Here is a 23,576-nt window from a genome sequence, read left to right on the forward strand (position 1 = left end):
TGGGCGCAGGCTAGGGAGGGCGGGTGAAATGCGAATGACTGGGACTAGGCAACTATTGCCCGTTGTCTATGCGCGTCAGTGGCGATAGAACTTACGATGTTTATGCTGGCCGCAACATTGACAGCGCGGCGTCAGCTACGGCGTATGGCAGACGTTTGGCCGTCCGTAGCGCCTAGAGCCGTTGCGCGCCCGCGACCCATACGGAACGGACCACGGATTGTGTGCGATGCATGCGCACGCGAAGCAAGTCAGCACGTAGTCCTTCGCCAAGGCGTCCGCGGTCGCCGAAACCCAGCACGTCAGCGGGCGTGCTGGTGACCGTCGCCACCGCTTCGGGCAGTGTCCAGCCGGCTTGATCATGCAGGATGAAGGCGCCCTGCAACAGGCTGGTCGGCATGTAGTCGGAAGAAAGAATATCCAGGCAACCCGCGCGCGCCAGCGTGATCGCCGCAACGTTGCCGGCATGCGAGCCACCGCGCACCAGGTTGCTGGCGCCAGCGACGATGTGCAGGCCATGTTCCCGGGCTGCCTGTGCAGCTTCCAGAGTGGTGGGGAACTCGCTGACGCGCGCGCCCACGGCGACGGCTTCGTCCACATGGGCAATGTCGGTATCGTCGTGGCTGGCGACCAACAGGCCATGGCGGTGCGCCAGACGCATCACGCCGGCCAACTGCAGGTCGCGATGCTGGCTCTGCTGTTCGCGGCGTTCCGCCAGTACCGCGGCAAACTCTTCATCGCTCCAGCTGATCCCGCTGCGGCCGTAGTACGTGCGGTACTGGCGCACGTCGTGGTACTGGCGTTGGCCTGGCGTGTGATCCATCACGGACAGCAAGCGCAGGTCCTTGCGAATCATCAGTGGTTCGGCCAGCTCCAGCAGGCCCGGCCAGCTCAGTTCGCAGCGCAGATGCAGGTAGTGCTCACAGCGCAGCAGGTCGTGATCCCGCGCCTCGTCAAGCGCGACCAGGGCGTTGCGTAGCGTGTCGATACGACCGCCGTCTTGTTCCAAGTCACCCAGCGATAGCGCATCCAGCACGGTGGTGATGCCGGCGGCCACCAGTTGGGCGTCGTGCGCGAGCATGGCCGGCAGGGCGGGCCATGCCGCGCCAGCGCGTGGGAGTAGGTGTTTCTCGAGATTGTCGGTGTGTAGCTCGATCAGGCCGGGCAGCAGGAAATCGCCCTCGAAATCGATGGCGCCATCCGGCAGCTCATCGCCGGCCCAGAGCCGTTCGATGCGGTCTCCGCGGATGTCGGCGCCGCCCACGATCACCCGATCGGACAGGACCAGACGCGCTCGCGCAATGCGCCATGTATCACCGTGCGCCAATGTCATCCCCCCGAAAACTGGCTTACCCATACTCATTATCCGATCTCAACCACCGCCAGCCAGTGTGGGCCAGGAAAATGCAGGAATGATGGCAATCCTCTTCCAGCCGCCGGATCGTTCATGCGATGTGCCGGTATGGCGACAGATCGAACAGCAAGTGTTGCAGCAGATCCGTAGCGGCCAGCTTCGCGGTGGCGCCAAGTTGCCATCCGCACTGGAACTGGCACGGCAGCTGCGCGTGAACCGACATACCGTTCGGCGCGCGCTCGATGCGCTGGAGGAGCGCGGTGCGATCCATGGCGATCCGGCGCGCGGGCTGCGCGTGCGGGAGGAGTGCTACGACTACGCCATCGGCCGGCGCACTAGCTTCAGCCGCAACATGAACAACCTCAACGTGACGTCGGGCAATAAGGTGCTGGGTACTGCGCTGGTGATGCCGCCGCAGCGCGTGGCCGAATCGCTGGCGCTGGCGCGTGGGGAGCGGGCGTGGTGGATCGAGTCATCTGCCTACGCAGAAGGACGTGTGCTCGACCATGGCCAGGCATGGTTCTCGGCGGCGCGTTTTCCGCGCCTTGGCGAGGTGTTCCAGCGCACGGGCTCGGTGAGCCGCACGTTGGCGGAGTTCGGCATCTCTGATTACTTCCGCAGCTACACCCGCGTAACGGCGCGTCTTGCTGGCACCGCCACGGGCATGGTGCTGGACCAATCGCCAGACCTGCCCGTGCTGGAAGTCGAATCGCTCAATGTGGACGGACAGAATCAGCCCGTGCAGTACGGGCTGACCTGTTTTGCGGCGGAACGTGTGCAGCTAGTGCTTTCCACCAGCGAGCGCTGATGTTCAGTGCGCGGTGGCGACCATCGGCGTCGCGGTCTCGGCCTTTAGCTGACCGCTGACCACTTCCTCGGCAAGGCCGAACGAAAGCGTCATGCCCAGCCCGCCGCCACCGATGCCATTGACGATGGTGACGCCCGGTTCTGCCTCGATCACCAGCTCGCTGCGCTTTCCGTCGGTGAGCTTGGCGTAGATGCCGTGCCAACTCTGTTTGACGTTCCAGCTCGGCAGATCCAGCACGCTGCGCAGATAGTCGACAATCTTGCGATTGATCGAGCTCTCGTTGAAGGGTTCGTGCGTGTGGCCGTATTCGTGCGAGTCGCCGATGGTGATTTCGCCCAGCCCGTTCTGCGCGGCCATCACGTGGATGCCTAGCGCGATCAGATCGGCGTACTGCTCGGACAGTCGCTCACGCATGCGCCCGATGCTCGGGGTGGCATGGAAGCCGCTGTAATGGGCCATGGTGAGGCCGCCGCATACCACCGGGCCGAGCTGGAACGGCGTGGGCTGTGCTTCCAGTCGCAGCATTTGCAGCTTGCACTTGGTGATTGCAAGGCGCTCGAACAGTTCGGGATAAAGCGTTTCGAAATCCGTACCGCCGGCCACGTAGATAAGGTCGGCGCCATAGCGACGCCGGCCGCTCCACACCCACGGATGTTCGATGCGCGTAACGGCCTGGCGCCAATGGAACTCCACGCCGTAGCGCTCGGCCAACCATGCGGGCAGGTTGCGGATGGCTTCACGCGGATCCACCACGAGCTCGTCGGTGCTCAGCAGGGCGCCGCGCAGACCGTTTGCCACGACGCCGGGTGCATGTTGGCGCACCTGCGCGGGGTTGAGCGTGCGCGACGGGCGAATGCCCTCGTTCATCGCCGCGTATTCGTTCATCACCGCCCACTCGTCGTCGTGATACGCGGCGATCAAGCTGCCGCTGGGCGCGGACCAGGTACCGGTGGCGTTGCAGAACTCGCGCCACACTTCGCGCGAACGCAACGCGCGCGCATACAACGAGCCATTGGGCACGCCGATCGGCCAGATGGTGCCGAAGTTACGTACCGACGCGCCTACCGAACGCTCATGGCGATCAAACACCGTGACCTTGTAACCGGCTTCGGCGAGCGCGCGGGCCATGGCCAGCCCGACAATGCCTGCACCGACCACGATCGCGGTGCGTGTTTGCGACTTACTCATAAACGGCTGCTTTCCATCTTCAGAGGTGACAACGGTGCCGGCGCATGTCCGTTCTGGCGGCCATGCCACCAGAACCAGCGCGCGGCGAGTGCGATAAGCACGAGGCCGAGCAGGCTGCTGATCAGCACGGCTCGTTCGAAGAACTGCGTCCAGTTGAGCTGCAGGGCGAGAAACTGTCTGACCAGCAGCACTGCAACGCTGCCTAGGTAGCCGGAGGCATCGGCGAGGTACATCACGAACGAGACGGTGCCGGCGACGCGGTACGTCGCCATCATGCGTTCGAAGAACATGCCGTTGAGCGGGATGTAGCCGAGATAGAGGCCAAAACCCACCAGCGTCATCCAGGTCAATGGCGGCAACTGGTGGTGCGCGAACAACAGGGTGCTCAGCGCAGCGCAACAGAGGCCGGCGGCGATCAGCGCATGGTTAAGCATGAATGCACGCATGTTGTCGCGCACCAGCGACAGCGATGCGGTGAGCATCAGCACGCCGATGCCGATGGGCGTATCCACTTCGCCAAATACCAGGGCGCTGCGGCCGAAGCCGAGGTCGCGGAAAATTTCGGTGTCGAAATTCTCGCGGAAGTCGCGCAGCACAGTCAGCAATACGTACAGCGGCACGATCAACAGTAGACCGGGCAGAAAGCGACGCATGAACTGCCGACGCGCTTCACGATCCATGCGGCCGCGCGGTGCGCGTGCAGCAATGTCCTCAGCGCTGGGTGGCGGTATACGGGTAAGTACGCGCAACGACAACAGCAGGGGCGGTACGAACACGAGCCCGGTGAGGAACGGCATCCAGTGATCGCTGACGCCAGCCAGCAACATGGCTTTGCCCACCCCTTTGACTACGCCTGAGGCGAAGATAAAGCTGGAGGCGAGGATGGCGCCCATCAGCTCGGTCGCCTGCCGGCCTTCGATGTAACCGAACACCAGGCCCCACACCATGCCCAGCGGCAGGCCATTGAGGAACAGGAACACGATGCCCGGCACAGGCGGTGCCAGCGCGAAGCCCAGCAGGGCCAGCCATGACAGCCCGATCAGCCACAGGATGGCGCTCGCACGCCGCGAAGGCTGCAGCTCCGGCACCATGCGGATGCCCCAAAGCTTGCTCAGTGCATAGCCCAGCACCTGGGCGATCACCAGCCAGATCTTGTAGTCGATGCCCAGCCAGCTCATGCCTTCATAGCTGGCCGCGCTGAACGGCTTGCGGAAGGCGTACATGCACGAATACACGCAGAACGCGGCGATGCCGGCGACAAGCGGCAACAGCTTGGATGACCAGCGGGAAGTGGGCCCGGAGGAAGAGGAGAGTGGATTCATGGCCGGCGTCAGGCCACGCGGGATGGGGCGGAACGATCAAGTAGCGCGTGCAGCTCCTGCAGGCCATCGAGCACTGCATCAGGACGATACGTGAGCAACTCGGCGCGGGTGTACGCACCGGTGGTCACCGCCACCACCAGGCCGCAGGCTGCGGCGCGGCCTTCGCGAATGTCCACCTCGGTATCGCCGACCTTGAACACGCGCGCGGCATCGGTGACGCCGCACTCGGCCATCAATGCACGGATCATGTCGGGCGCGGGGCGGCCCTGGGGCACGCGATCTGCCGAGATCGCCGCATCGATCAGGCCGCGTTCGCGCCAGTCGAAGCGCTCGATCAGGCATTCGGCGATGTCCTGCGAGAACGCGGTGTTGAGCGCCACCTTGATGCCACGCTCATGCAACCAGGCGAACGTGTCCTCGGCGCCTGCCATAGGGCGCACCGCTTCATGCGTGCGGTAGCAGGTGAGCATGCGTTGCACGAAGTCGTCGTGTACAAGAGCGACCTGCGCATCGTCTGCCGGCAGATCATGCGCGGCGAGCATGCTGCGGATAGCGGCGGGCTTGGTGTAGCCCATCAAGGCGCGCAGTTCGGGCACGGCCGCATTGCAGCCGGCCTGTGCCAGCGCGTCGCCCAGCGCCTGCACGACCAGATCCGGATCGTGCACCGTGGTGCCCGCCATATCGAAAACTGCCAGTTCGAACGTCATATCGCCTCCCGTGATGGGGAGGCATGCTGACCAGTGGCGATGGCGCGCCCGTGACGCGGATACGGACAGTCGCGGTGGACTGTCTAGTCAATCGCGGCGGATGAGATGTCTCGCGCGCTTTGGGCGCTGCCGATGGTGCTGGTTGGAGCCTGTTCGCGGCCTCCGTTTGACTTTGCAGTGGAACGACATTCATCCCTCACCGTCATCCCCGCGAAGGCGGGGATCCAGTGCCTTTAAGCGCCACAGAGACAAAAGCCGCTGGATCCCCGCCTTCGCGGGGATGACGGTGAGGTCATGGCGAGACCGCGTTGAGATTGTGAACAGGCCGCGGATCAGCCCGGGTCGCGCACCCAATCCAGGTAGGGGCGGTGACCCTCGGCCACGGGAACGGCGATCAGCTCGGGCAGTTCGTAGGGATGCAATGCGACCAGCCGTTCCTTCAGCGCGGGGAAGCGCGCGGCGGTGGTCTTGATAAGCAATAGCTCCTCGCTGTCCGTGACCACCTCGCCTTTCCAGCGATAAGTGGACGCCACCGCGGGGATACGGTTCACACAGGCAGCCAGGTGTTCGCCCACCAGGGCTTCGGCCAGCTTCTGCGCGCTGGCGACGTCGGGGCAGGTGCAGTAGCAGAGCAGGACGGTATCGGACATTAGGACCTCGACATCATCCCGTAGTTGGCGAATTTAGCGAGCACATCGGCCACTTCCTGGTCCGTCAGCAGCACCGGCGTGCCGATCTGCAGGGACAGCGCGTACTGCCGGGCCAGATTCTCCACCTCCACGGCCCGCCACATGGCCTGCGCTAGCGTGCTGCCCAGCGCGATCATGCCGTGGTTGGCCATCAGGCAGGCCAGCCGGCCTTCCAGTGCGGCCAGCACCGCATCGGACAGCGCCTGGGTGCCGTAGGTGTAGTAGTCCGCGCAGCGGATGGAGTCGCCGCCGCCCACGGCGATCATGTAGTGGGCCGGCGGAATCGGCTTTCGGCACATGGCCAGCGCCGTGGCGTAGGGCGGATGCACATGGACGACCGCCCCGGCGTCGGGGCGGGCGAGGTAGATGTCCCGGTGGAAGCGCCACTCGCTGGAAGGGCGCTGGCTTGCCGGCCAATGGCCGTTGCGGTCGACGAGAACGATGCCCTCGGGGGTGATGTCCTCATACGGTGTGCCGCTGGGCGTGATCAGAAAACCTTCGCCGCAGCGGGCACTTAGGTTGCCAGAGGTGCCCTGGCTGAGGCCGGAGGCGGCCAGTTTGGCGCCTTGGAGGACAAGGTCCTGGCGTAGCGTCAGCTCATCGCTCACGGGTGGGTCCCGATGGGGTGCAGGCGGGCATGGTGGTCGGTCCCGGTCCGGGTGTCGATAGTGGCAGAAAGGCGAATTTCGGCGCTCCCGGCTCTTGAAAGCCTCTGGCCGCTCCCCCATTCCAAGTTTCAGCCATCGGACGGACGCCTCTTGCAGGGGGCTTTTGCGTCGTTATTATTGGCACTCACCTCCGGGGAGTGCTAACAGCGCCGACATAGGCGCCGCTCCGGGGTCCCGAATCCTGTTCAACCATTCAACCGAAGCTGGAGCCCACCCATGAGCAAACTGCGTCCGCTGCACGATCGCGTCATCGTCAAGCGCCTCGAAGAAGAGCGTGTCTCCGCTGGCGGCATCGTCATCCCCGACAGCGCCACCGAAAAGCCGACCCGCGGCAAGGTTATCGCTGCCGGTACCGGCCGCATCCTGGAAGACGGCAAGGTCCGCCCGATGTCCGTCAACGAAGGCGACACCGTGCTGTTCGGCAAGTACGCCGGCCAGGAAATCAAGATTGACGGCGAAGAGCTGGTCTTCCTGAAGGAAGACGACATCGTGGCTGTCATCGAAGCCTAATTTGAGTCCGCTGGGGTTTAAGCGCGACAGACGCGCTCTGTAGAAACCCCGTCGCGAGCTTTCCCATTTTTAATCAAAATTTTTGAGGCAAAAATTTTATGGCAGCTAAAGAAGTTCGCTTCGGCGAAGACGTTCGCGCTCGTATGCTCAAGGGTGTGAACACCCTGGCCAACGCCGTGAAGGTCACCCTGGGTCCGAAGGGCCGCAACGTGGTGATCGAGAAGAGCTTCGGCGTTCCGACCGTCACCAAGGACGGCGTCTCGGTCGCCAAGGAAATCGAACTGGCCGACAAGTACGAGAACATCGGCGCGCAGATCGTCAAGGAAGCTGCTTCCAAGACCTCCGACGTTGCTGGCGACGGCACCACCACCGCCACCGTGCTCGCCCAGGCGTTCATCCAGGAAGGCCTCAAGGCCGTTGCCGCCGGCATGAACCCGATGGACCTCAAGCGCGGTATCGACCAGGCCGTCACCGCTGCCGTGGCTGAGCTGAAGAAGCTCTCCAACCCGACCGCTGACGACAAGGCTATCGCCCAGGTCGGCACCATCTCCGCCAACTCCGACTCCGCCATCGGCGAAATCATCGCCACCGCGATGAAGAAGGTCGGCAAGGAAGGCGTGATCACGGTCGAAGAAGGCTCGGGCCTCGAGAACGAACTCGACGTCGTCGAAGGCATGCAGTTCGATCGCGGCTACCTGTCGCCGTACTTCATCAACAACCAGCAGTCGCAGCAGGTTGAACTGGACGACCCGTTCATCCTCATCCACGACAAGAAGATCTCCAACGTCCGCGAACTGCTGCCGGTGCTCGAAGCCGTTGCCAAGGCCGGCAAGCCGCTGCTGATCGTCGCCGAGGAAGTGGAAGGCGAAGCGCTGGCCACCCTCGTGGTCAACACCATCCGTGGCATCGTCAAGGTTGCCGCCGTGAAGGCGCCGGGCTTCGGTGATCGCCGCAAGGCCATCCTGGAAGACATCGCCATCCTCACCAACGGTGTGGTGATCTCCGAGGAAGTGGGTCTGGCCCTTGATAAGGCCACCATCACCGATCTGGGCCGCGCCAAGCGCGTGGTGATCACCAAGGAAAACACCACCATCATCGACGGTGCTGGCGAAGCTGAGCGCATCCAGTCGCGCATCAGCCAGATCAAGGCGCAGATCGAAGAGACCTCTTCGGACTACGACCGCGAGAAGCTGCAGGAGCGTGTGGCCAAGCTGGCTGGCGGCGTCGCCGTCATCAAGGTTGGCGCTGCCACCGAAGTCGAGATGAAGGAAAAGAAGGCCCGCGTCGAAGACGCCCTGCACGCCACGCGCGCTGCGGTGGAAGAAGGCGTGGTCCCGGGCGGCGGTGTCGCTCTGATCCGTTCGCTCAAGGCCGTCGAAGGCCTGAAGGGTGCCAACGCTGACCAGGATCTGGGCATCGCCATCACCCGTCGCGCCCTGGAAGCCCCGCTGCGCGCCATCGTCGCCAACGCCGGTGACGAGCCGTCCGTCGTCCTGAACAAGGTGAAGGAAGGCAACGGCAACTTCGGCTACAACGCTGCCACCGGTGAGTTCGGCGACATGATTGCCTTCGGCATCCTGGACCCGACCAAGGTGACCCGTTCGGCCCTGCAGTTCGCTGCCTCGGTGGCTGGCTCGATCATCACGACCGAAGCGGCCGTGACCGAAGTGCCGAAGAAGGACGAAGGCCATTCGCACGGTGCGCCGGGCGGCATGGGCGGCATGGGTGGTATGGACTTCTAAGTCCACGCCTTCCAGGCATCGCAACACCAGAAAACCCCGCCTTGTGCGGGGTTTTCTTTTGGGCGCGGAAAACCCGGCAGACAGCAGGCCATGCCCGCAGCTCTGTATCAGAACAATTCAGGGCTATTCAGCGCCGGAATCAGGACTTTGGAGCGGGGCGACGCCTACAAGGTGACTCGTTGGCGACGGCGTGGCCGGTCGGCAGCGAATCGATTTCCCCTTCAAAGGAGTGCGTATGAAACGTTTGCGATTTATCGCCCTGGCGGCGTGGTTGCTGATGGCAGGTGCCGCCCATGCGATGCCAGTGACGTATACGGTGGCCACCAAGATCTCGCGGGTATCGTTCACCATCGAGCATCAGGGCTTCATTCAATTGTTCGGCACGCTGAGGATGGCGCCAGGCACGTTCACGTTCGACGAAGCGGATTGGTCAAAGTCGCAGGTGAACGTCACTCTGCCGACCAGCACGCTGGACATGGGCGATGCCCACTGGAACCAGCAGATCCGTGGCGACAAGGAGTGGATGCCCCTGTTCAGCCATTCAACCATCACGTTTCGCAGTACCCGGCTGGAGAAGAAGGACGACACCCACGGCACTCTGTACGGTGAGTTGACCCTGGGCGGTGTCACGCATCCGATGGAACTACCGCTGCAGCTCAACAAGGTGGGCATCAACGCGGTATCGGAGCAGCCCTCCGTCGGATTCTCGGCAGCGACGACGATCAAGCGTTCCGAGTTCGGTATCGACGGCTACAGCGACCTGGTGGGTGACGACATCAAGGTACAGATCCAGCTCGAGGCCGCGGTTGGGCCTGATCCGGGAGCGCCGCAGGCGGCCCATCGATAGAAGCCTTCAGGGTCTTGACGACTTCACTGGCGATGTCGTCCTGGATCATCAGCTTGTCGTCCCAGCTGCGGTCATAGGTTTCCGACCAGACGACGAAGCCGTCATCGGCGCGCACCAGGCGCGCCGCGACCCGCAAGGTGGTGCCTGATTTGCGTACGCTGCCGTCGAGCACGTAGGCGACGTCGAGCGCACGCGCAACGTCGCTGACCGTGAATTGCTTGCCCTTGTAGTAGAACGATGCGGTGGGTGCCGGCACGCGCAGGCCAGGCACCTGGCTCAGCCTGTCGATCAATTCCTCGGTCATCCCGTCTGCGAAGGGCTCTTCGTTCATCTCATCGGTGAGATCCAGCAGAGGTAGTACGGCAACGGAGCGGGCAGGAGGTTGCGCCGTTGCCGTTGACGAGTGGGGACGTTCTTGTCGTAGGGCTAACCCGCCGATGACCCCCGCGATGATCAGCAGAACTACCGCGATGATCAGTGGGCGATGCGTCGAACGGCGGGGCGTTTGCGGCAAGCGCTCCGCCACCACCGGCCCGGCGGATACCGTGGCCGGAGGGTGGGGCAGCACTTCCACCGGCGCGATCAGTCGATAGCCGAGACGCGGCACGTTAGCGATGTACGCAGGTTGCTTGGGATCGTCGCCCAGCTGTCGGCGCAACGTGGCGATGGCCTGGTACACAGAATCGGGCGTAACGATGACCCCGGTCCAGGCCTCATCCAGCAGTTCGTCGATGCTCACCACCTGGCCAGCGCGCTCGGCGAGGCACATCAATAGCCGCATGGTGCGCGCATCCACCCGTACGAGTTCGCCATCGCGCGAGATTCGGCCCAGGGCGGGTTCGACCTGCCAGTTCCCGATGCGATAGCCCGCGATGCTGTCCATCTGTAACCACCCTTGGTTCATGGGTATGGCTGGGATCTACGACCTGGCAAAGGTGCCGGATTGTGACCGGCGCGTCCAACGGCGGTGCCGGGGCGCGATGGTCATCACCTGGGAGGTCTTGGGTGAAGGGGCTGTGTTTCCCCGCCTGGCGCTCAGGATGGAAGCGGTCAGTCCGCCCTATCCCAGGGGCCATGCCCGGAAGCTGTAGCGGGCGTTGCCAACCCTCAGCGTAAATTTTTTCGCCCGGCCATTTCCGTTTTCCCCCGCACGCACGTCTTAACTAATGTCACAGTCATCAGCGGGTTGGCGAGCCTTGAACGAACGGAATCTTCAGCCAGGGGAGGAACCCCTGGACGCCGATCTGGTGTTCGCCGCAAGCGGCTGCGCCTACGCGGCGCAACGCTCCCTGGAGCGCGAATTGCAGTGGGTGGGGATAACCAGCCCGCAGGTGACTGGACGCAGGGAACTTCCGGCCACGGACGGCCAACCCGGCTTGTCGCTGTGGTGGCGCTCGCTGTGTGGACGCACCGACTGGTCCGACGATCCGGGCAGGTTGGCCTTGATGGCCGGCAAGTACCTGGTGCGCGCGCTGGGTATGCCGGTGCGACATCATCAGTATCTGGCGTTCCTGGCTTCGCATCCCTCGCTGCGCGCCTGCGTTGAGGCGGATCCGCGCCTGCTGGAGCGCCATCACCACCGCTTCGTGAATCGGCGTTGGCACCGCGCGGACCGCTTGCGTGCAGTGCAGACGCACTATCGCCTGTTGCTGGAGCGTTGGTCGGCGGATCTCTTTGAGGGTGTCTACGTGCAGGGTCGGGCCACCCTGGGTTTCATCACGCTGAAGGACGGCAGCGAGGTCGGGCTTCATCTGCGCGCTCCCGCGCATATGAATTGCGAGGGCGAGCTCACCCTTGAGCTGACCGACGCCTACGACCGCACGCTGTATCGCCTGGTGGTGACGCTCATCGACGACGATACGCTGGCCATCGGCTGCATCCAGGGGCCGTCTGGCGAGGATGCGCGCGAGGTAGTGCGCGAACTCACCAAGAACATGCATGGCATGCGCCCGAAGCAGCTGATGCTGGTGCTGGCCTATGCGTTTGCAGGTCAGTGCGGCTTGCGGCGTATCCTTGCCGTGGGGAACGTGGCGCATCCGTTGCTGGGGCGGGCACGACTCTTCTCCGATTACGATGCCTACTGGCTAGAGCAGGGTGGCGTCGCCATCGATGATGGTTGGTTCCTGATGCCGGCCACGTTGCACCACCGGACGGAAGCGGAACTGGAAAGTAAGCGCCGCGCCTTGTTCAGGCGCGCGCGGAATTACGCTGGGACGCAGTGAAACTGTTGAACGACGCATTGCGCCCGGTAACGTGGTGGCGCGATGCGACAGAGGCGTCGGCAGCCATGGAAGCCTTGCCGCCGCTTGCCGACGTGACCAGGGCAGCCTAAGTGGATAGACCTGTAGCCGCGCCCACCCATCCGGGCGTGAATCTCGATCCGGCGTTTGCCTTGCGCATCGCTGATCTGTTCCGCGAGCACAACCGTGCGCTCGTGGCGTTCCTGCAGTGCCGCCTGAATTCGTTATCCGATGCTCAGGAGGTTGCGCAGGAAGCCTATGTGCGCCTGGTGACCATGGATCGCCCCGAGCAGGTGGAGTCGTTGCGTGCCTATCTGTTTCGCGTTGCCTCAAACCTGGCGGTAGATCGGATGCGCGCGCGCCAGGTGCGTGCCGAGCATCCGGTGGAGATTCCGGACGAGGACCTGCACCTTGCGCCTATTCCTGAGCGCCATGTGCATGCCACGGGGCAATTGCAGGAGCTCTACAAAGCGCTGCGTGAATTACCTGCCAAGACCGGACGTGCTTTTGTCATGCATGTCATCGACGGCTGCGAGATCAGCGTTATCGCGCGGGCCATGAAAATTAGTGAGCGCATGGTGCGCTATCACGTCGCCAACGCCCTGGCTCATTGCCGGGCGCGGGTAGACGAACTGGAGATGCCATGATGGCTAACACATTGAACGAACAAAACCTGCGCGTCGCCGCCGATTGGTGGGTGCGACTGCGCGATCCCGCTGCGACGGAACGGACAACCGCGCAATGGCTGGCCTGGACCGATGAAGATCCCGCACACCTCACGGCGTTCGAGCGCGTGACCGAGTTGGCCATGCGCCTGCAGATGCTGGGTGAGGTGTCGCGCGAGCGGTTGATGGCGGAGTTCGCTTCGCCGCGGGTGGCGCCGCAGCGCTGGTGGATCCCGGCCGCGGCTGCGGCCGCCGTGATACTGGCCGTGGGCGGCTACGTGGGTTGGCATGCAACCTCCGGCAGCGTCACCACGCAGGCGTATGCCAGTGCCATTGCCACGCAACGCAGCGTGGTGCTGGATGACGGCACGCGCATTACGCTCGGCGGCGCCACGCGTCTCACCACGCGCTTCAGCCATGGCCAGCGCGAAGTGGATCTCTCCTCCGGCGAGGCCTATTTCGAAGTTGTGCACGATGCGGGGCGGCCGTTTGTGGTGCATGCGGGCGGCGTGACCATCGAGGACATCGGTACGGCCTTCAACGTCCGTCGCACCGGCGACTATGTCACCCTCGCCATGGCGGAGGGCCGCGTGCGCGTGGCTGATGCCACCGGCGGCTCGCACAATAGCCTGGAGGCCGTGGCAGGCCAGTCGGTGACCTATGATCCGTCGCGTGCGGCCATGAACGTCACCGCCAGTGATCCGGCCAATGCCGCGGCTTGGCGCAATCAGCGGCTGGAGTTCGACAACGAGCCGCTGTCGGTGGTGGTGGCCAACATCAATCGCTATCGCGCGCAGCCACTGCGTGTTGCGGATACCGACCTGAACTCGCTGACGTTTACGGGTACCGTCAGGGCCGATGCTATCGACGACTGGCTGCATGCCTTGCCGCAGGTGTTGCCGCTGCAGGTGGGCAACGTCAGCGGTGAAACCGTGCTTTCCGATACGCGCAACAAGGCGGCGCCACATTGATCCCAGTGGACTGAACTGACAGCTCCTCGAAAGATAGCGTTCATTCGGTTGCCATAGACACACAACGTCCCCGACGCGTGTCACACTCGCGACTTTCGCTCGGCGAGAAACGGGGGCTATGAGGAAAGGTGCGGCGCTGCTGCTGTCCGGCAGCCTGTTGACGTGGGTCTGTCTGGCCGTGCCGGGCAGCTGCCTCGCTGGCCCGCGCGCCGCCCAGGAGCCTTCGCCGCCGGCGCACTCCATCGATTTCGCGATTCCCGTGCAGCCGCTCGCCACGGCGTTGATCGCTTTCGGCAAGCAGGCCAACGTGCAGGTGTTGACCGCGGGTAGCACCGTCGCACGCTTCCGTTCGCAGGGCGCCACCGGCAGTTTGACGGCGGATGCCGCGCTTGCCCGTCTATTGGACGGGACCGGCCTTTCCTATGAGTTCACCGGTCAGGGCACAGTCGTGGTGACCGCGCCCGCTGCGCCAGGAAAGAAAGCGTCGTCGTCAGACCCACAGGACGAGATCAAGGAGCTGACGGCGGTCGAGGCCGATGCCTTGGTCGGGCGCGATGTCGGTTTCAAGGCGTCGCTGACCAGCGTCGGCTCGCGCAACGATGCTGAGCTGATCGACGTGCCCCAATCGGTAAGCGTGGTGACACGCGACCTGATGGCCTCGCAACAGGCGCTTACCGTCCAGGACGTGGTACGCAATGTGGCCGGCGTGTCATACGCCGAAGACTCGAGCGGCCTGCCGCTGTTCCAGATCCGCGGCTTCAATACCGGCGAAGGCCTCATCGACGGTATGCCCAACAGCAACGTGGGCTCGGGCGACTTTCCTCCGCTGGTGGGGTTGGAGCGCGTGGAGGTGATCAAGGGGCCGCAGACCATCCTTGGGGACTCCAATGGCAACAGCTTTGGTGGCCTGATCAACGTCACCACCAAGCAGCCGCAGAGCGAGCCGGTGCGTGAGCTTAGCTACACACTGGGCGAGAACGGGCGAGCGCAGGCAGCGCTGGACCTGGCGGGTCCGCTGAAGCAAGGCTCGGGACTCACCTATCGGCTGGTGGTCTCAGGCGATTACGCTGACCGTTCGCCGCAGGGCTATCGCAACCGTCGCAGCGGCTATCTGGCAGCGTCCATCGGATGGACCGGGTCAAGCACGCAGTTGGTCGTGGGCGTGCAGCGCATTGTCGATCGCCTGCCTATGCCCGACCATGCCGTGATATTGGGTAATACGGTCGGCACGGCCACGCCGTTCAGTCTGCTGACCGGCAATGCCTACGACTACGCTGAGTACCAGACCAACCGTCTGTATTACTTGCTCGACCAGCAGCTGGGGCATGCATGGACCTGGCGTAGCCGCGGGCAATTTGTCCAGCAGCGCAACGATGCGCAAAGCTGGACGCTATACAACCCCACGCCTTCCGGTGATGCATTCCCCCAAGCCGAAGCCTATAAGTACAGCGACGCCTATTACTCGTTGCAGAACGATTTGATCCGCGTTTTCGGTACCGGGCCGGTGACGCACACGGTCACCCTGGGCATGGATTACTCACGTTCGCGCGTCGGACACGCCGATGATTTCGTGCACGATGACGAGGATACGTACAACCTGTTTACAGGTCCGGCTCTGCCGCGTGTATCCGCTGTCATGCAGCCGGAAGACAATGTGCCCATCGCCGGCACGCCCTGGTCGGTAAACAGCGGCCTGTTTCTGCAGGATCAGCTGTCGCTCGGCGAGCACTGGGACATGTTGTTGGCGGTGCGTCGTTCGTACTACGAGGTATCGACTACTGATATGCAGGGGAATCCGTGGACGCCGCGGCGCACGAAGTGGGTGCCGAACGCGGGTGTCGTCTACAAGCTCACCCCTGACGTTGCCTTTTATGCTGGCACGAGCAATGGCTTTCAGCCCTTGTCCTACCTCGGCGAGAACGGGCGGCCGCTGGTGCCTGCGCTTTCGCGCCAGTTGGAGGTGGGTACCAAGCTCAACCTGTTCCATCAGCAGGCGTGGCTGTCGGTATCGCTCTACCGCATCATGCTCGACCACAGTTACCTGTTCCTCGAAACGTTCCCCAACGTCGCGAGCTTCGGACCGGGGCAGACCAACAGGGGCTTGGAGGTCGAGTTCGCCGGACGGGTCATGCCGGGCCTCGATATCACCGGCAGCTATACCAATGCGGAGATCAGCAACCACGACGGCACTGCGCCCACTGGCGCGCCGCGCCAGCGCTTCAACCTGTGGGCAAGCTACTGGTTCCAGAGCGAGGCACTGAAAGGCTGGGGTATCGCTGGCGGCGTGCAGGCGCGCAGCCGTTCGTTCGGGCAAAGCCTGGACTACTCCACTTACTTCCCCTCGCCGGGGCAGGCCGAGGTGGATGCCAACGTGTCGTATCGCACCGATCACTGGCGCATGTCGCTAGGCGTGAAGAATCTTTTTTCGCGCACTTTGTACGCCCCGGATTTCAACGAAACCTTTTTGCCGCTGCGCACGCGATGCAGCGTAGTTCTTTCGGGCTCCTACGACTTCTGATACACGAACACGAAAAACCCCGGGAGTCGCCTCCCGGGGGTTTGGGTTCACTCGTGCGGAACGATTTACTGCTTCGGCGTGGCCGGTGCGCCGGCGTCTGCCTTGGTGGCGTCCGTCTTGGTGGCGTCGGTGGCGGCGGCCTTGGCCTTATGGCTGCTGTGCTTAGCCTTGTGGCCGGCTTCTGTGGCCTTGGTGGCGGCGGCGTCGGTGGTCGACTTGGCCGTGTCCTTCGCTGCCGCACCCGCGGTGGTCGCGCTGGCTTCGGTCTTCGCTACCGGAGCGGCGTCCTGCGCGAACGCCGGGACAGTCAGGACGGAAGCGGCGGTGACGAGGAGAGCGGCAAGCATGGTCTTACGCATGAGGTGAACCTCCAATGTGGGGATGCCAGCGAAGGCGTTGCTTCCTGGCTGGGATCCAAGCTAGACGCCCATCGCTCTACCGAACCTGAACGAAACTGTCTCCCTTAAGCGAGCAGACAGATCGATGAATCCACGTTATTTCATGCGTGGAAAAACGGGTTTCGACCGCTTGAAAAACCCGCGAAACCGCCGCCGCGCTCATTTCGTTTGGACGTCCATTCCAATAGGTCCGTTAGGATGTCGTTATTGGTTGGCCCCGGTTGGCTCGTTCTCGCCTACGGGGAAAAGCCGGGCATCTTCCAGCAAGCCAGCGGTCTGCATCGCGGCTTTGGGCAGCATCGGGCCGAGCTTGCCCTTCATGCGGAGCAGGGCGACGTTGGCCATGTCGTCGTCTTCCTGTTGCTCGGAGTGGTCTTCCGCTTCCAGCGGTGCACCCGGAGCATGGGTGAGTGCAGCGAGTTGCGGCGCAATCACCTGGGTCAGCGCGAAGTACGCGTCGTCGTGTACGCCGGCTTGTTCCAGCAGGCGTCCAGGCAGCATCCACGAGGCCAGCGACTCGCGCTTTGCCTGCATCGGATTGCGCGGGTCGATCAGCAACCAGGTGCCGGCCTGACTGAGCATGTCCTTGCCGTCGACAAAGCCGGTGGTGCGGTAGGTATCCGTCAGTGCCGGGAGGTGGTCGCCATAGAACAACAGCAGGGTGGGGCGCTCGCGATGCGAGATCAGTTCCGCCAGCCGGCCGAGTTCCTGATCGGCGTGCCGCATGTGGTAGAGGTAGTTCTGCAGTTCCAGCTTGTTCTTGCCAGTGATGCCTTCGGGCACGGGAATGGCGTCGCGCTCGGCGGCGTTGGCAGGCGGCACGTCGTAGGGGCCATGCGCCTCGATGCTGATGGCAAACAGGAACTGCGGCGGGCCGGCGTTCTTCAGCTGGGCCATGATCTCGTCCGTCATGGCGCTGTCGGCCATGTACTGACCGTCCGAAGCGGCGTTGGCCGGGAAGGACGAGCGCGACACGAACCGATCGAAGCCGATGGCCTGGAAGGCCGTGGTGCGGTTCCAGAAGCCGGGATCATTGCCGTGCAGTGCGATGGTCTCGTAGCCGTGGGAGCGCAGCACGCGCACCATGCTGGGGACCACTTTGTGATTCATCTGCAAGTACGGGAACTGCAGATCATCGAAGTAGCGCAGCGACAAACCGGTGAGCACTTCGAACTCAGTGCGGATGGTGCCGCCGCCATAGGTGGGCACGTGCAGTGGGCCGCTTTCGCCTTGTGCAGCAAGCCGGTGCAGGTTCGGCGTGAGGTCGGTGTTCTCGTAACCCTTCATGATCGACGGGTCGAAGAACGATTCGCTCTGAATCACCACAATGTCGGGCGCTTCGCCGGTGTTGCGCACAGGCGCCTGCAACCGTTCGCGCAGGGCGACATCGGAGCGATCGATCAACTGTTGCGCCGCCGCCGTGTCGGGCTTCTTGCGCGCATGGCCCTGATTCAGGTGGAACATCATGAGCGAGCTGACCAGGCCCGAGTGTTCGGCGGTGGCGGTAGCCGACCACGGTTCCAGCCACAGGTGGTGTCCGCCGTAAATCTTCATCCATCCCGGCATGCCGGCAAGCAGGGTGCCGATCAGGGCGAGCAGGGCCACGCCGGAGACGAGCCGTTTGCCGCGCGTGCGCCGGGCGAACATCGGTGGTTCGATGCGCCACGCGATCACGATGACGGCGACGGCGGTTGCCAATGCGAGGTAGGGCCACGGGCTCGCTGGGAGATAGCTTCCCAGCAGCTTCAATCCGCCGCGCCGCAATTGGCCCAGCATGCGGAAATCCGCAGGCATCAGCGGCGTATTGAGATTGCTCACCTTGAGCGCATTGACGGCATAGACCACCGTCTGCGTGAGGAAAGCGAGCCCGAAGGAAAGAAACACTCGTCGGCTCAGCACCAGCAGCAGCGAGGCAAACAGCAGGCCCGGCAATGCATTGGCGATGAGGTAGATCGGTTGGCTCAGGGCCTGAGTCGGACTCACGCCAATACCGCCGTCGACCACACCGGTCAGCAGCGTGAACAGCGCCCCCAACGCGACGATCAGCGCGAGGCGGGCGGACATGGAGCGCGCGCGAGGCGCTGGCGGAGTCGTTGACGGGGTCATGGCACCCTAGTGGATGGCTGTCATGGCTCGGACACAGGAATGTAATGGCCCGGATCTGAACCATTTGTTGAGAGCCGCCTTGGCGCGTGGCGGAATGGCTTGACTTTGAGCAACGCGTCACGCGCCGCGGACGTGCACGCTAACCCGGCCTCTGGTCACGTAGCGGTCATGTTGCGCCGCAGGCTGAACGTGTGCGGGCGCAGCAATACATGTGGCACTGCGGCAGAATGGACGGATGACTGTCATGACCAAGCCCACGGAATCCCCGGCACTGCGTGCGCTGATCGACGATCGCTACAGCGAGCTGATCGCGCGTTGTCGCCAGATGGGCGTACCGCTGCACGACGACGCCGGTGTCGCCGAACGCATCCGACGTACGCTGCTCGCCAGTGACTTCGCTTTCGATACCTGGTTCAGGCAGCCGCAGTTGCTTGCGCCGCAAGGCCTTGAGCGCCTTCGTTCCGGTAGCGATGCCAGTGCACGTATCGAAGCGCTTCGACTTTCGGCCGACGAGACCGTCTGTCTTACGGAGCTGCGGCGCTTTCGCCATGCCGAAGCGCTGCGTCTGGTCTTCCGCGACGTAAATGGTCTCGATGAACTGCCCGAGACCTTGTCGGCGACCAGTGTGCTGTACGAGGTGCTGCTGGAATCGGCGTTGCGCTGGTCCGAGCAAGCGCTGGTCGCGCGCTACGGACATAGCCGGGGCCATGAAGGTGAACTGCAACGCATGGTGGTGGTGGGCTTCGGTAAGTTGGGCGGCAGTGAGCTCAATTTCTCGTCTGACATCGATCTGGTGCTCGCCTATCCGCACGGTGGGCAAAGCGACGGTGCGCGATCGCTCGACAATAGCGAGTACTTCGTACGCTTGACCCGGCAATTGGTGCGCCTGCTCAACGAGCCCACCGTCGACGGTATCTGCGCACGGGTAGACCTGCGCCTGCGGCCGTTTGGCAATGCGGGCCGTCTGGCCCTACCGTTCTCGGCGATGGAGCAGTACTACCAGAGCGAAGGGCGCGACTGGGAGCGCTATGCATGGATCAAGGCCCGCCCCGTGGCGGGTGATCGCAACGCTGGCAAACAGCTGCAGGATCTGCTGCGCCCGTTTGTCTACCGCAAGTATCTCGACTACACCGCCTTCGCGGGATTGCGCGAGATGAAGTCGTTGATCGATGCGGAGGTTGCCCGGAAGGATCTGGCCGATAACCTCAAGCTGGGACCCGGCGGCATTCGCGAGATCGAATTCGTGGTGCAGTTGGTGCAACTGATTCGCGGCGGCCGCGAGCCCAGCCTGCGTGTGCGCGGCCTGCTTCCCGCGCTCACGGCTTGCGAGGCGCGTGGACATATCAGCGCAGCGCGCGCACGTGAGTTACGCGAAGCCTATGTATTCCTGCGCCGCGTGGAGAATCGCGTGCAGATGCTACGCGACGCGCAGACGCACGATATACCGGAAGACTCGCTCAGCCGAGAGCGCATTGCGCTGGGGCTGGGCCATGCTTCGTGGGAAGAACTGGAAGAGCAACTCGCGCAACATCGCGCGAAGGTCAGCGAAGAATTCGCCGAAGTGTTGATGCCGCAGGGCGGCCGCACCGCGACGGCGCCGGTGGTCGACGTTGCGTTGTGGCAGCGTGCCTGCACGGAGACGCTCGACGCAGGCGTAATGGAATCCTCGGGTTTCGCGCCGGGCGTGGACGTGGCCGAGACGCTGGTGAAGCTTTCACAGGCCGCATCGGTGCGGGCTATGTCGCAGCGCTCGCGCGAGCAGCTCGATCGCCTGATGCCGCAATTGATCGCCGTGGCGCGCAACAGCATGGCACCCGTGGCCTGTCTGTTGCGTCTGTGTCGACTGGTGCAAGCGGTGGCGCGGCGTTCGTCATACCTTGCTCTGCTTGAAGAGCAGCCAGCGGCGCGGTTGCGTTTGGCAAAGCTGTTCGCCGAAAGTGCTTTCCTTGCAGAGCGAGTAATCGTGCAACCGTTGTTGCTTGACGACGTGCTCGACCCGCGGATCGATCAGCTGCCGCTCAAGCGGGCCGACATCAGTGCCGAGATCACGCGTGTACTGGCGACGCTGGACGATCGCGAGGCGGAAGCGGAACTGGAGCGCCTCAACGAATTCAAGGCCAGCGTGGCGTTCCGCCTGGGCCTGGCCTTCAGTGACGGAAGGGCGGATGCGGTGGCGACCGCACGGCGCCTGGCGGTGCTGGCCGAATCGATCGTGCTGGCCGTCACCGCGCTGGCTGAGCGTGAACTGGCTGCACAACATGGCCGCTTGCCCGGCGACGGGATCGGCTTTGCGGTACTGGGCTACGGCAGCCTCGGTGGCGAGGAACTGGGATTTGCCTCCGATCTCGACCTGGTGTTTGTTTACGACGGCAAGCGCGCACACGCCATGAGCGACGGCCCTCGCCCGTTGGAAGGTTCGCGCTGGTATCAGCGTCTCGCGCAGCGCGTGATGAACTGGTTGACCGTGTTGACACGCGCGGGGCGCTTGTACGAAGTGGATACGCGTTTGCGTCCCGATGGTTCCAAGGGCTTGCTGGTCAGTAGCCTCGATGCATTCGAGGCGTACCAGAAGAGCCGTGCGTGGACCTGGGAACATCAGGCGCTGTTGCGCGCGCGACCGATCGCCGGCGATGCCTCGTTGCATGCGGATCTCTCCGTCGTGCGTCGCGAGGTGCTGGCGGTGCCGCGTGAGCGCTCCGCGGTATTGCACGAAGTCAGCAGCATGCGTCAGCGCTGGCGTGCAGAGCGCGATCGCTCGGATGCGCAGTGGTTCGATCTCAAGCAGGGGCACGGCGGCCTGCTGGATATTGAGTTTGCCTTGCAGGGGCTGGTGCTCGCCCATGCTTCGGAACGCCCTGCATTGTTGAGCATCACCGCCAACGCCGGATTGATCGAAGCGTGCCGAAATGCCGGTCTGCTCGACGGCCGGCAGGCGGGTCTGTTCGCCGAAGCACATGCGGAGCTGTTGCATCGCGCACTCGCCTGCACGCTCGACCTGCGTTCGCGCCTTGCGCCGCGAGATGGTGAGTTGGAGCGGCTAAGTGCCCATGTGCGTGAAGTGACGGCGGAGCTGGGTTTCTTGTTCTGACTAGTCTCGGTCCGTTTCGCCCTGCCGCAGCGCGATAAGGTCGTGCAGCGTGGCGGCGATGGCCGCTGTCACGCGTAGCGGCGGGACCGGTGGTGTGTCCGTCGCGTCGAGCGAATGCAACAGGCCCGCTCCGCGCAGTGCCTTGTGGAACCGTTCGAGTTTGTCCGGCAGGCTGCCCACCACGAGCGTATGTACGGGGCAACCTGCGGCACAGGCTTCAGACAGCATGTTGACCGAGTCGGGCGTGACCACCAGGCGGTCCGCCCAACCCAGCACACCCGGATAGGGATTGCTGCCGTCGTCATGTCCCGACCACACAAGGCCGGGGACATCGCCTAGCCCCTGGCGCATGCGTTCTACCAGCGCCGGAGGTGTTCGCCGTGACGCCATCACCAGCAGGCTGCCACCCTCCAGGCGACGTCGTGCGTGCAGGCCGTGGATCAACTGGTCGATGTAGCTCTCGTTGAAGGTCACCCCTTTGCGTGGCCCGCCCAGCAGCACGCCGACGCGGGGCTGGGGCAGGCTGGCGAATGCGGGGTCCGCGTCGCGGCCGTCCTGCAGCCATACCTCATCCACCGGATTGAGCGAGCCCAGCGGACGGATGACATTGCGGCCAGTGAGCTGATCATGCTGCGGGGCGATCACTGTGTCCCAGTGCCTGGGATCCACGCGTGGGTCGAGGATCTGCACCGTGTAGCACGTGCCCCCGCTTAGCGGGCGCAGCAACCGTGTATACAGCGCGGCAGTACGGCCGCAGCCGATGGCCACGGTCGGCCAGGGCGCGGCGAACTGGCGGCGCTGGGTGGCATCGAGCGCGAGTCGCGCGCCCAGGGCCAGGCGGGGCGCCAGCCAGGACCAGGGTGCGGCGGGTTCGAGCTGAAGGTGGCGGACCGGCATGCCCAGCATCTCGGCCAGCGCCAGTGCCTGGCGCTGGTTGCCGGCGGCGCCGTCGGTGATGACCCAGCAATCGCCATGCAGTTTCAGCATGCGTCTGTCCACCGCATTGTTTCCCTGGACAGCACAGTTCGTTTCATTGGCCTGTGTCCTGTTTTCCCGCGACCGCGCTTACACTGCACGCCATTGCGCCGATCCCGGCGCGCTGCGTCCCTATGCCCAAAGGATACCCATGAGCGAGAAGCTTTCCGAGGCCGCCTTCGATCAACTGTTTCGTACGGCCCGTACGTACAACGCCTGGCTGCCGAAAGAGGTGACGGACGAGCAGCTGCGCCAGCTCTACGAGCTCGCCAAGTTTGGTCCGACCAGCGCCAACTCCTCGCCGATGCGCGTGGTGTTCGTGAAGTCGAAGGAGGCCAAGGAAAAGCTTGCGCCTTTCCTGTCTGACGGCAACCGTGCCAAGACCCTGGCCGCGCCGGTCACTGCCATTGTCGGCACCGACCACGCGTTCTACGAAAAGCTGCCGCAGCTGTTTCCGCATGCCGACGCGCGCAGCTGGTTCGTGGGTAACCAGGCGCTGATCGATGTCACCGCGTTCCGCAATGGCTCGTTGCAGGGTGCCTACCTGATGATGGCTGCCCGTGCGGTGGGCCTGGATTGCGGCCCGATGTCCGGCTTCGACGGTGCCGGCGTGGACGGGGCCTTCTTTGCCGGCACCACGGTCAAGTCCAACTTCCTGGTCAACCTCGGCTACGGCGATGCCAGCCGCGACCTGTTCCCGCGCAGCCCGCGCCTCTCGTTCGACGAAGCTTGCCGGATCGCCTGACGCTTTGTTCGTCATCGGTTCGCCAACCCCCAACCCTG

20 protein-coding genes are annotated in these 23,576 nt (G+C 63.9%); 10 read left to right on the top strand and 10 right to left on the bottom strand.

Annotated elements, in window-relative coordinates; translation table 11 throughout:
- Positions 1 to 172: 172 nt before the first annotated feature.
- Positions 173 to 1,354 carry an alpha-D-ribose 1-methylphosphonate 5-triphosphate diphosphatase gene (locus DyAD56_RS01530; protein ID WP_233202242.1) on the bottom strand — a complete coding sequence of 394 codons (1,182 nt, stop codon included), beginning with the start codon at positions 1,352 to 1,354 and terminating at the stop codon, positions 173 to 175.
- 55 nt (positions 1,355 to 1,409) lie between these two features.
- Here DyAD56_RS01530 and phnF point away from each other — a divergent pair, with 55 nt between their 5' ends.
- Positions 1,410 to 2,159: a phosphonate metabolism transcriptional regulator PhnF gene (gene phnF / locus DyAD56_RS01535; protein WP_158241223.1), complete on the top strand. Its 750-nt coding sequence runs from the start codon at positions 1,410 to 1,412 to the stop codon at positions 2,157 to 2,159.
- A gap of 3 nt (positions 2,160 to 2,162) precedes the next feature.
- On the opposite strand, the gene DyAD56_RS01540 is transcribed toward phnF, so the two are convergent.
- The 5 genes from DyAD56_RS01540 to DyAD56_RS01560 all read right to left on the bottom strand — a co-directional run bounded on the left by DyAD56_RS01540 (position 2,163) and on the right by DyAD56_RS01560 (position 6,673).
- Entirely contained in the window at positions 2,163 to 3,347 is a 1,185-nt protein-coding gene (locus DyAD56_RS01540; protein ID WP_102300961.1) for a TIGR03364 family FAD-dependent oxidoreductase, read from the bottom strand.
- Entirely contained in the window at positions 3,344 to 4,669 is a 1,326-nt protein-coding gene (locus DyAD56_RS01545) for a DUF5690 family protein (protein WP_102300962.1), read from the bottom strand. Before DyAD56_RS01545 ends, DyAD56_RS01540 begins: the two co-directional genes overlap by 4 nt.
- Positions 4,670 to 4,677: 8 nt before the next feature.
- Positions 4,678 to 5,376: an HAD family hydrolase gene (locus DyAD56_RS01550; RefSeq protein WP_102300963.1), complete on the bottom strand. Its 699-nt coding sequence runs from the start codon at positions 5,374 to 5,376 to the stop codon at positions 4,678 to 4,680.
- Positions 5,377 to 5,708: 332 nt separating this feature from the next.
- Positions 5,709 to 6,026: a divalent-cation tolerance protein CutA gene (cutA, locus tag DyAD56_RS01555; protein WP_102300964.1), complete on the bottom strand. Its 318-nt coding sequence runs from the start codon at positions 6,024 to 6,026 to the stop codon at positions 5,709 to 5,711.
- Positions 6,026 to 6,673, bottom strand: a complete 648-nt coding sequence (locus DyAD56_RS01560; protein ID WP_255409181.1) for a class II aldolase/adducin family protein — start codon at positions 6,671 to 6,673, stop codon at positions 6,026 to 6,028. Before DyAD56_RS01560 ends, cutA begins: the two co-directional genes overlap by 1 nt.
- Positions 6,674 to 6,949: 276 nt before the next feature.
- On the opposite strand from DyAD56_RS01560, the gene groES reads away from it, so the two are divergent.
- From groES to DyAD56_RS01575, 3 genes are all read left to right on the top strand, one after another.
- Positions 6,950 to 7,243 carry a co-chaperone GroES gene (groES, locus tag DyAD56_RS01565; RefSeq protein ID WP_102300965.1) on the top strand — a complete coding sequence of 98 codons (294 nt, stop codon included), beginning with the start codon at positions 6,950 to 6,952 and terminating at the stop codon, positions 7,241 to 7,243.
- Between the two features lie 98 nt (positions 7,244 to 7,341).
- Positions 7,342 to 8,985, top strand: a complete 1,644-nt coding sequence (groL, locus tag DyAD56_RS01570; RefSeq protein WP_102300966.1) for a chaperonin GroEL — start codon at positions 7,342 to 7,344, stop codon at positions 8,983 to 8,985.
- 235 nt (positions 8,986 to 9,220) lie between these two features.
- On the top strand, positions 9,221 to 9,832 hold the full coding sequence (locus DyAD56_RS01575; protein WP_102300967.1) for a YceI family protein: 612 nt from the start codon (positions 9,221 to 9,223) through the stop codon (positions 9,830 to 9,832).
- Here the strand turns inward: DyAD56_RS01575 and DyAD56_RS01580 are convergent.
- Positions 9,762 to 10,715 carry a winged helix-turn-helix domain-containing protein gene (locus DyAD56_RS01580; RefSeq protein WP_102300968.1) on the bottom strand — a complete coding sequence of 318 codons (954 nt, stop codon included), beginning with the start codon at positions 10,713 to 10,715 and terminating at the stop codon, positions 9,762 to 9,764. The two genes, DyAD56_RS01575 and DyAD56_RS01580, sit on opposite strands and share 71 nt — an antisense overlap.
- Positions 10,716 to 11,028: 313 nt before the next feature.
- Between DyAD56_RS01580 and DyAD56_RS01590 the strand changes: the two genes are divergently transcribed.
- From DyAD56_RS01590 to DyAD56_RS01605, 4 genes are all read left to right on the top strand, one after another.
- Positions 11,029 to 12,054, top strand: a complete 1,026-nt coding sequence (locus DyAD56_RS01590; protein ID WP_158241224.1) for a DUF535 family protein — start codon at positions 11,029 to 11,031, stop codon at positions 12,052 to 12,054.
- 110 nt (positions 12,055 to 12,164) lie between these two features.
- The gene (locus DyAD56_RS01595) at positions 12,165 to 12,719 is read left to right on the top strand and encodes a sigma-70 family RNA polymerase sigma factor (protein WP_102300971.1); all 555 of its coding nucleotides are present in this window, start codon (positions 12,165 to 12,167) and stop codon (positions 12,717 to 12,719) included.
- The gene (locus DyAD56_RS01600) at positions 12,719 to 13,708 is read left to right on the top strand and encodes a FecR domain-containing protein (RefSeq protein WP_233202243.1); all 990 of its coding nucleotides are present in this window, start codon (positions 12,719 to 12,721) and stop codon (positions 13,706 to 13,708) included. Before DyAD56_RS01595 ends, DyAD56_RS01600 begins: the two co-directional genes overlap by 1 nt.
- Positions 13,709 to 13,826: 118 nt before the next feature.
- Complete coding sequence (locus DyAD56_RS01605; RefSeq protein ID WP_102300973.1) at positions 13,827 to 16,226, top strand: TonB-dependent receptor; 2,400 nt, start codon at positions 13,827 to 13,829, stop codon at positions 16,224 to 16,226.
- A gap of 65 nt (positions 16,227 to 16,291) precedes the next feature.
- On the opposite strand, the gene DyAD56_RS01610 is transcribed toward DyAD56_RS01605, so the two are convergent.
- Complete coding sequence (locus DyAD56_RS01610) at positions 16,292 to 16,585, bottom strand: hypothetical protein (protein WP_102300974.1); 294 nt, start codon at positions 16,583 to 16,585, stop codon at positions 16,292 to 16,294.
- 243 nt (positions 16,586 to 16,828) lie between these two features.
- Positions 16,829 to 18,688 (bottom strand): LTA synthase family protein, encoded by a 1,860-nt coding sequence (locus tag DyAD56_RS01615; RefSeq protein WP_102300975.1) that lies wholly within the window; start codon positions 18,686 to 18,688, stop codon positions 16,829 to 16,831.
- Between the two features lie 277 nt (positions 18,689 to 18,965).
- Here DyAD56_RS01615 and glnE point away from each other — a divergent pair, with 277 nt between their 5' ends.
- Positions 18,966 to 21,818, top strand: coding sequence for a bifunctional [glutamate--ammonia ligase]-adenylyl-L-tyrosine phosphorylase/[glutamate--ammonia-ligase] adenylyltransferase (gene glnE, locus DyAD56_RS01620; RefSeq protein ID WP_102300976.1), 2,853 nt, complete (start codon positions 18,966 to 18,968; stop codon positions 21,816 to 21,818).
- On the opposite strand, the gene DyAD56_RS01625 is transcribed toward glnE, so the two are convergent.
- Positions 21,819 to 22,805, bottom strand: coding sequence for a mitochondrial fission ELM1 family protein (locus DyAD56_RS01625; protein WP_102300977.1), 987 nt, complete (start codon positions 22,803 to 22,805; stop codon positions 21,819 to 21,821).
- A 139-nt stretch (positions 22,806 to 22,944) separates the two neighbouring features.
- Here DyAD56_RS01625 and DyAD56_RS01630 point away from each other — a divergent pair, with 139 nt between their 5' ends.
- Positions 22,945 to 23,538 carry a malonic semialdehyde reductase gene (locus tag DyAD56_RS01630; protein WP_102300978.1) on the top strand — a complete coding sequence of 198 codons (594 nt, stop codon included), beginning with the start codon at positions 22,945 to 22,947 and terminating at the stop codon, positions 23,536 to 23,538.
- Positions 23,539 to 23,576: the final 38 nt, after the last annotated feature.

It is taken from the genome of Dyella sp. AD56 (genome assembly GCF_002878475.1).
Lineage (GTDB): Bacteria > Pseudomonadota > Gammaproteobacteria > Xanthomonadales > Rhodanobacteraceae > Dyella.

What these genes read in the sequence shown, in the direction of transcription:
- DyAD56_RS01530 (WP_233202242.1), bottom strand. Translation starts at nt 1,354, where the DNA reads ATGGGTAAGCCAGTTTTCGGGGGGATGACATTGGCGCACGGTGATACA.
- phnF (WP_158241223.1), top strand. Translation starts at nt 1,410, where the DNA reads ATGATGGCAATCCTCTTCCAGCCGCCGGATCGTTCATGCGATGTGCCG.
- DyAD56_RS01540 (WP_102300961.1), bottom strand. Translation starts at nt 3,347, where the DNA reads ATGAGTAAGTCGCAAACACGCACCGCGATCGTGGTCGGTGCAGGCATT.
- DyAD56_RS01545 (WP_102300962.1), bottom strand. Translation starts at nt 4,669, where the DNA reads ATGAATCCACTCTCCTCTTCCTCCGGGCCCACTTCCCGCTGGTCATCC.
- DyAD56_RS01550 (WP_102300963.1), bottom strand. Translation starts at nt 5,376, where the DNA reads ATGACGTTCGAACTGGCAGTTTTCGATATGGCGGGCACCACGGTGCAC.
- cutA (WP_102300964.1), bottom strand. Translation starts at nt 6,026, where the DNA reads ATGTCCGATACCGTCCTGCTCTGCTACTGCACCTGCCCCGACGTCGCC.
- groES (WP_102300965.1), top strand. Translation starts at nt 6,950, where the DNA reads ATGAGCAAACTGCGTCCGCTGCACGATCGCGTCATCGTCAAGCGCCTC.
- groL (WP_102300966.1), top strand. Translation starts at nt 7,342, where the DNA reads ATGGCAGCTAAAGAAGTTCGCTTCGGCGAAGACGTTCGCGCTCGTATG.
- DyAD56_RS01575 (WP_102300967.1), top strand. Translation starts at nt 9,221, where the DNA reads ATGAAACGTTTGCGATTTATCGCCCTGGCGGCGTGGTTGCTGATGGCA.
- DyAD56_RS01580 (WP_102300968.1), bottom strand. Translation starts at nt 10,715, where the DNA reads ATGGACAGCATCGCGGGCTATCGCATCGGGAACTGGCAGGTCGAACCC.
- DyAD56_RS01600 (WP_233202243.1), top strand. Translation starts at nt 12,719, where the DNA reads ATGGCTAACACATTGAACGAACAAAACCTGCGCGTCGCCGCCGATTGG.
- DyAD56_RS01605 (WP_102300973.1), top strand. Translation starts at nt 13,827, where the DNA reads ATGAGGAAAGGTGCGGCGCTGCTGCTGTCCGGCAGCCTGTTGACGTGG.
- DyAD56_RS01610 (WP_102300974.1), bottom strand. Translation starts at nt 16,585, where the DNA reads ATGCGTAAGACCATGCTTGCCGCTCTCCTCGTCACCGCCGCTTCCGTC.
- DyAD56_RS01615 (WP_102300975.1), bottom strand. Translation starts at nt 18,688, where the DNA reads ATGTCCGCCCGCCTCGCGCTGATCGTCGCGTTGGGGGCGCTGTTCACG.
- glnE (WP_102300976.1), top strand. Translation starts at nt 18,966, where the DNA reads ATGACTGTCATGACCAAGCCCACGGAATCCCCGGCACTGCGTGCGCTG.
- DyAD56_RS01625 (WP_102300977.1), bottom strand. Translation starts at nt 22,805, where the DNA reads ATGCTGAAACTGCATGGCGATTGCTGGGTCATCACCGACGGCGCCGCC.
- DyAD56_RS01630 (WP_102300978.1), top strand. Translation starts at nt 22,945, where the DNA reads ATGAGCGAGAAGCTTTCCGAGGCCGCCTTCGATCAACTGTTTCGTACG.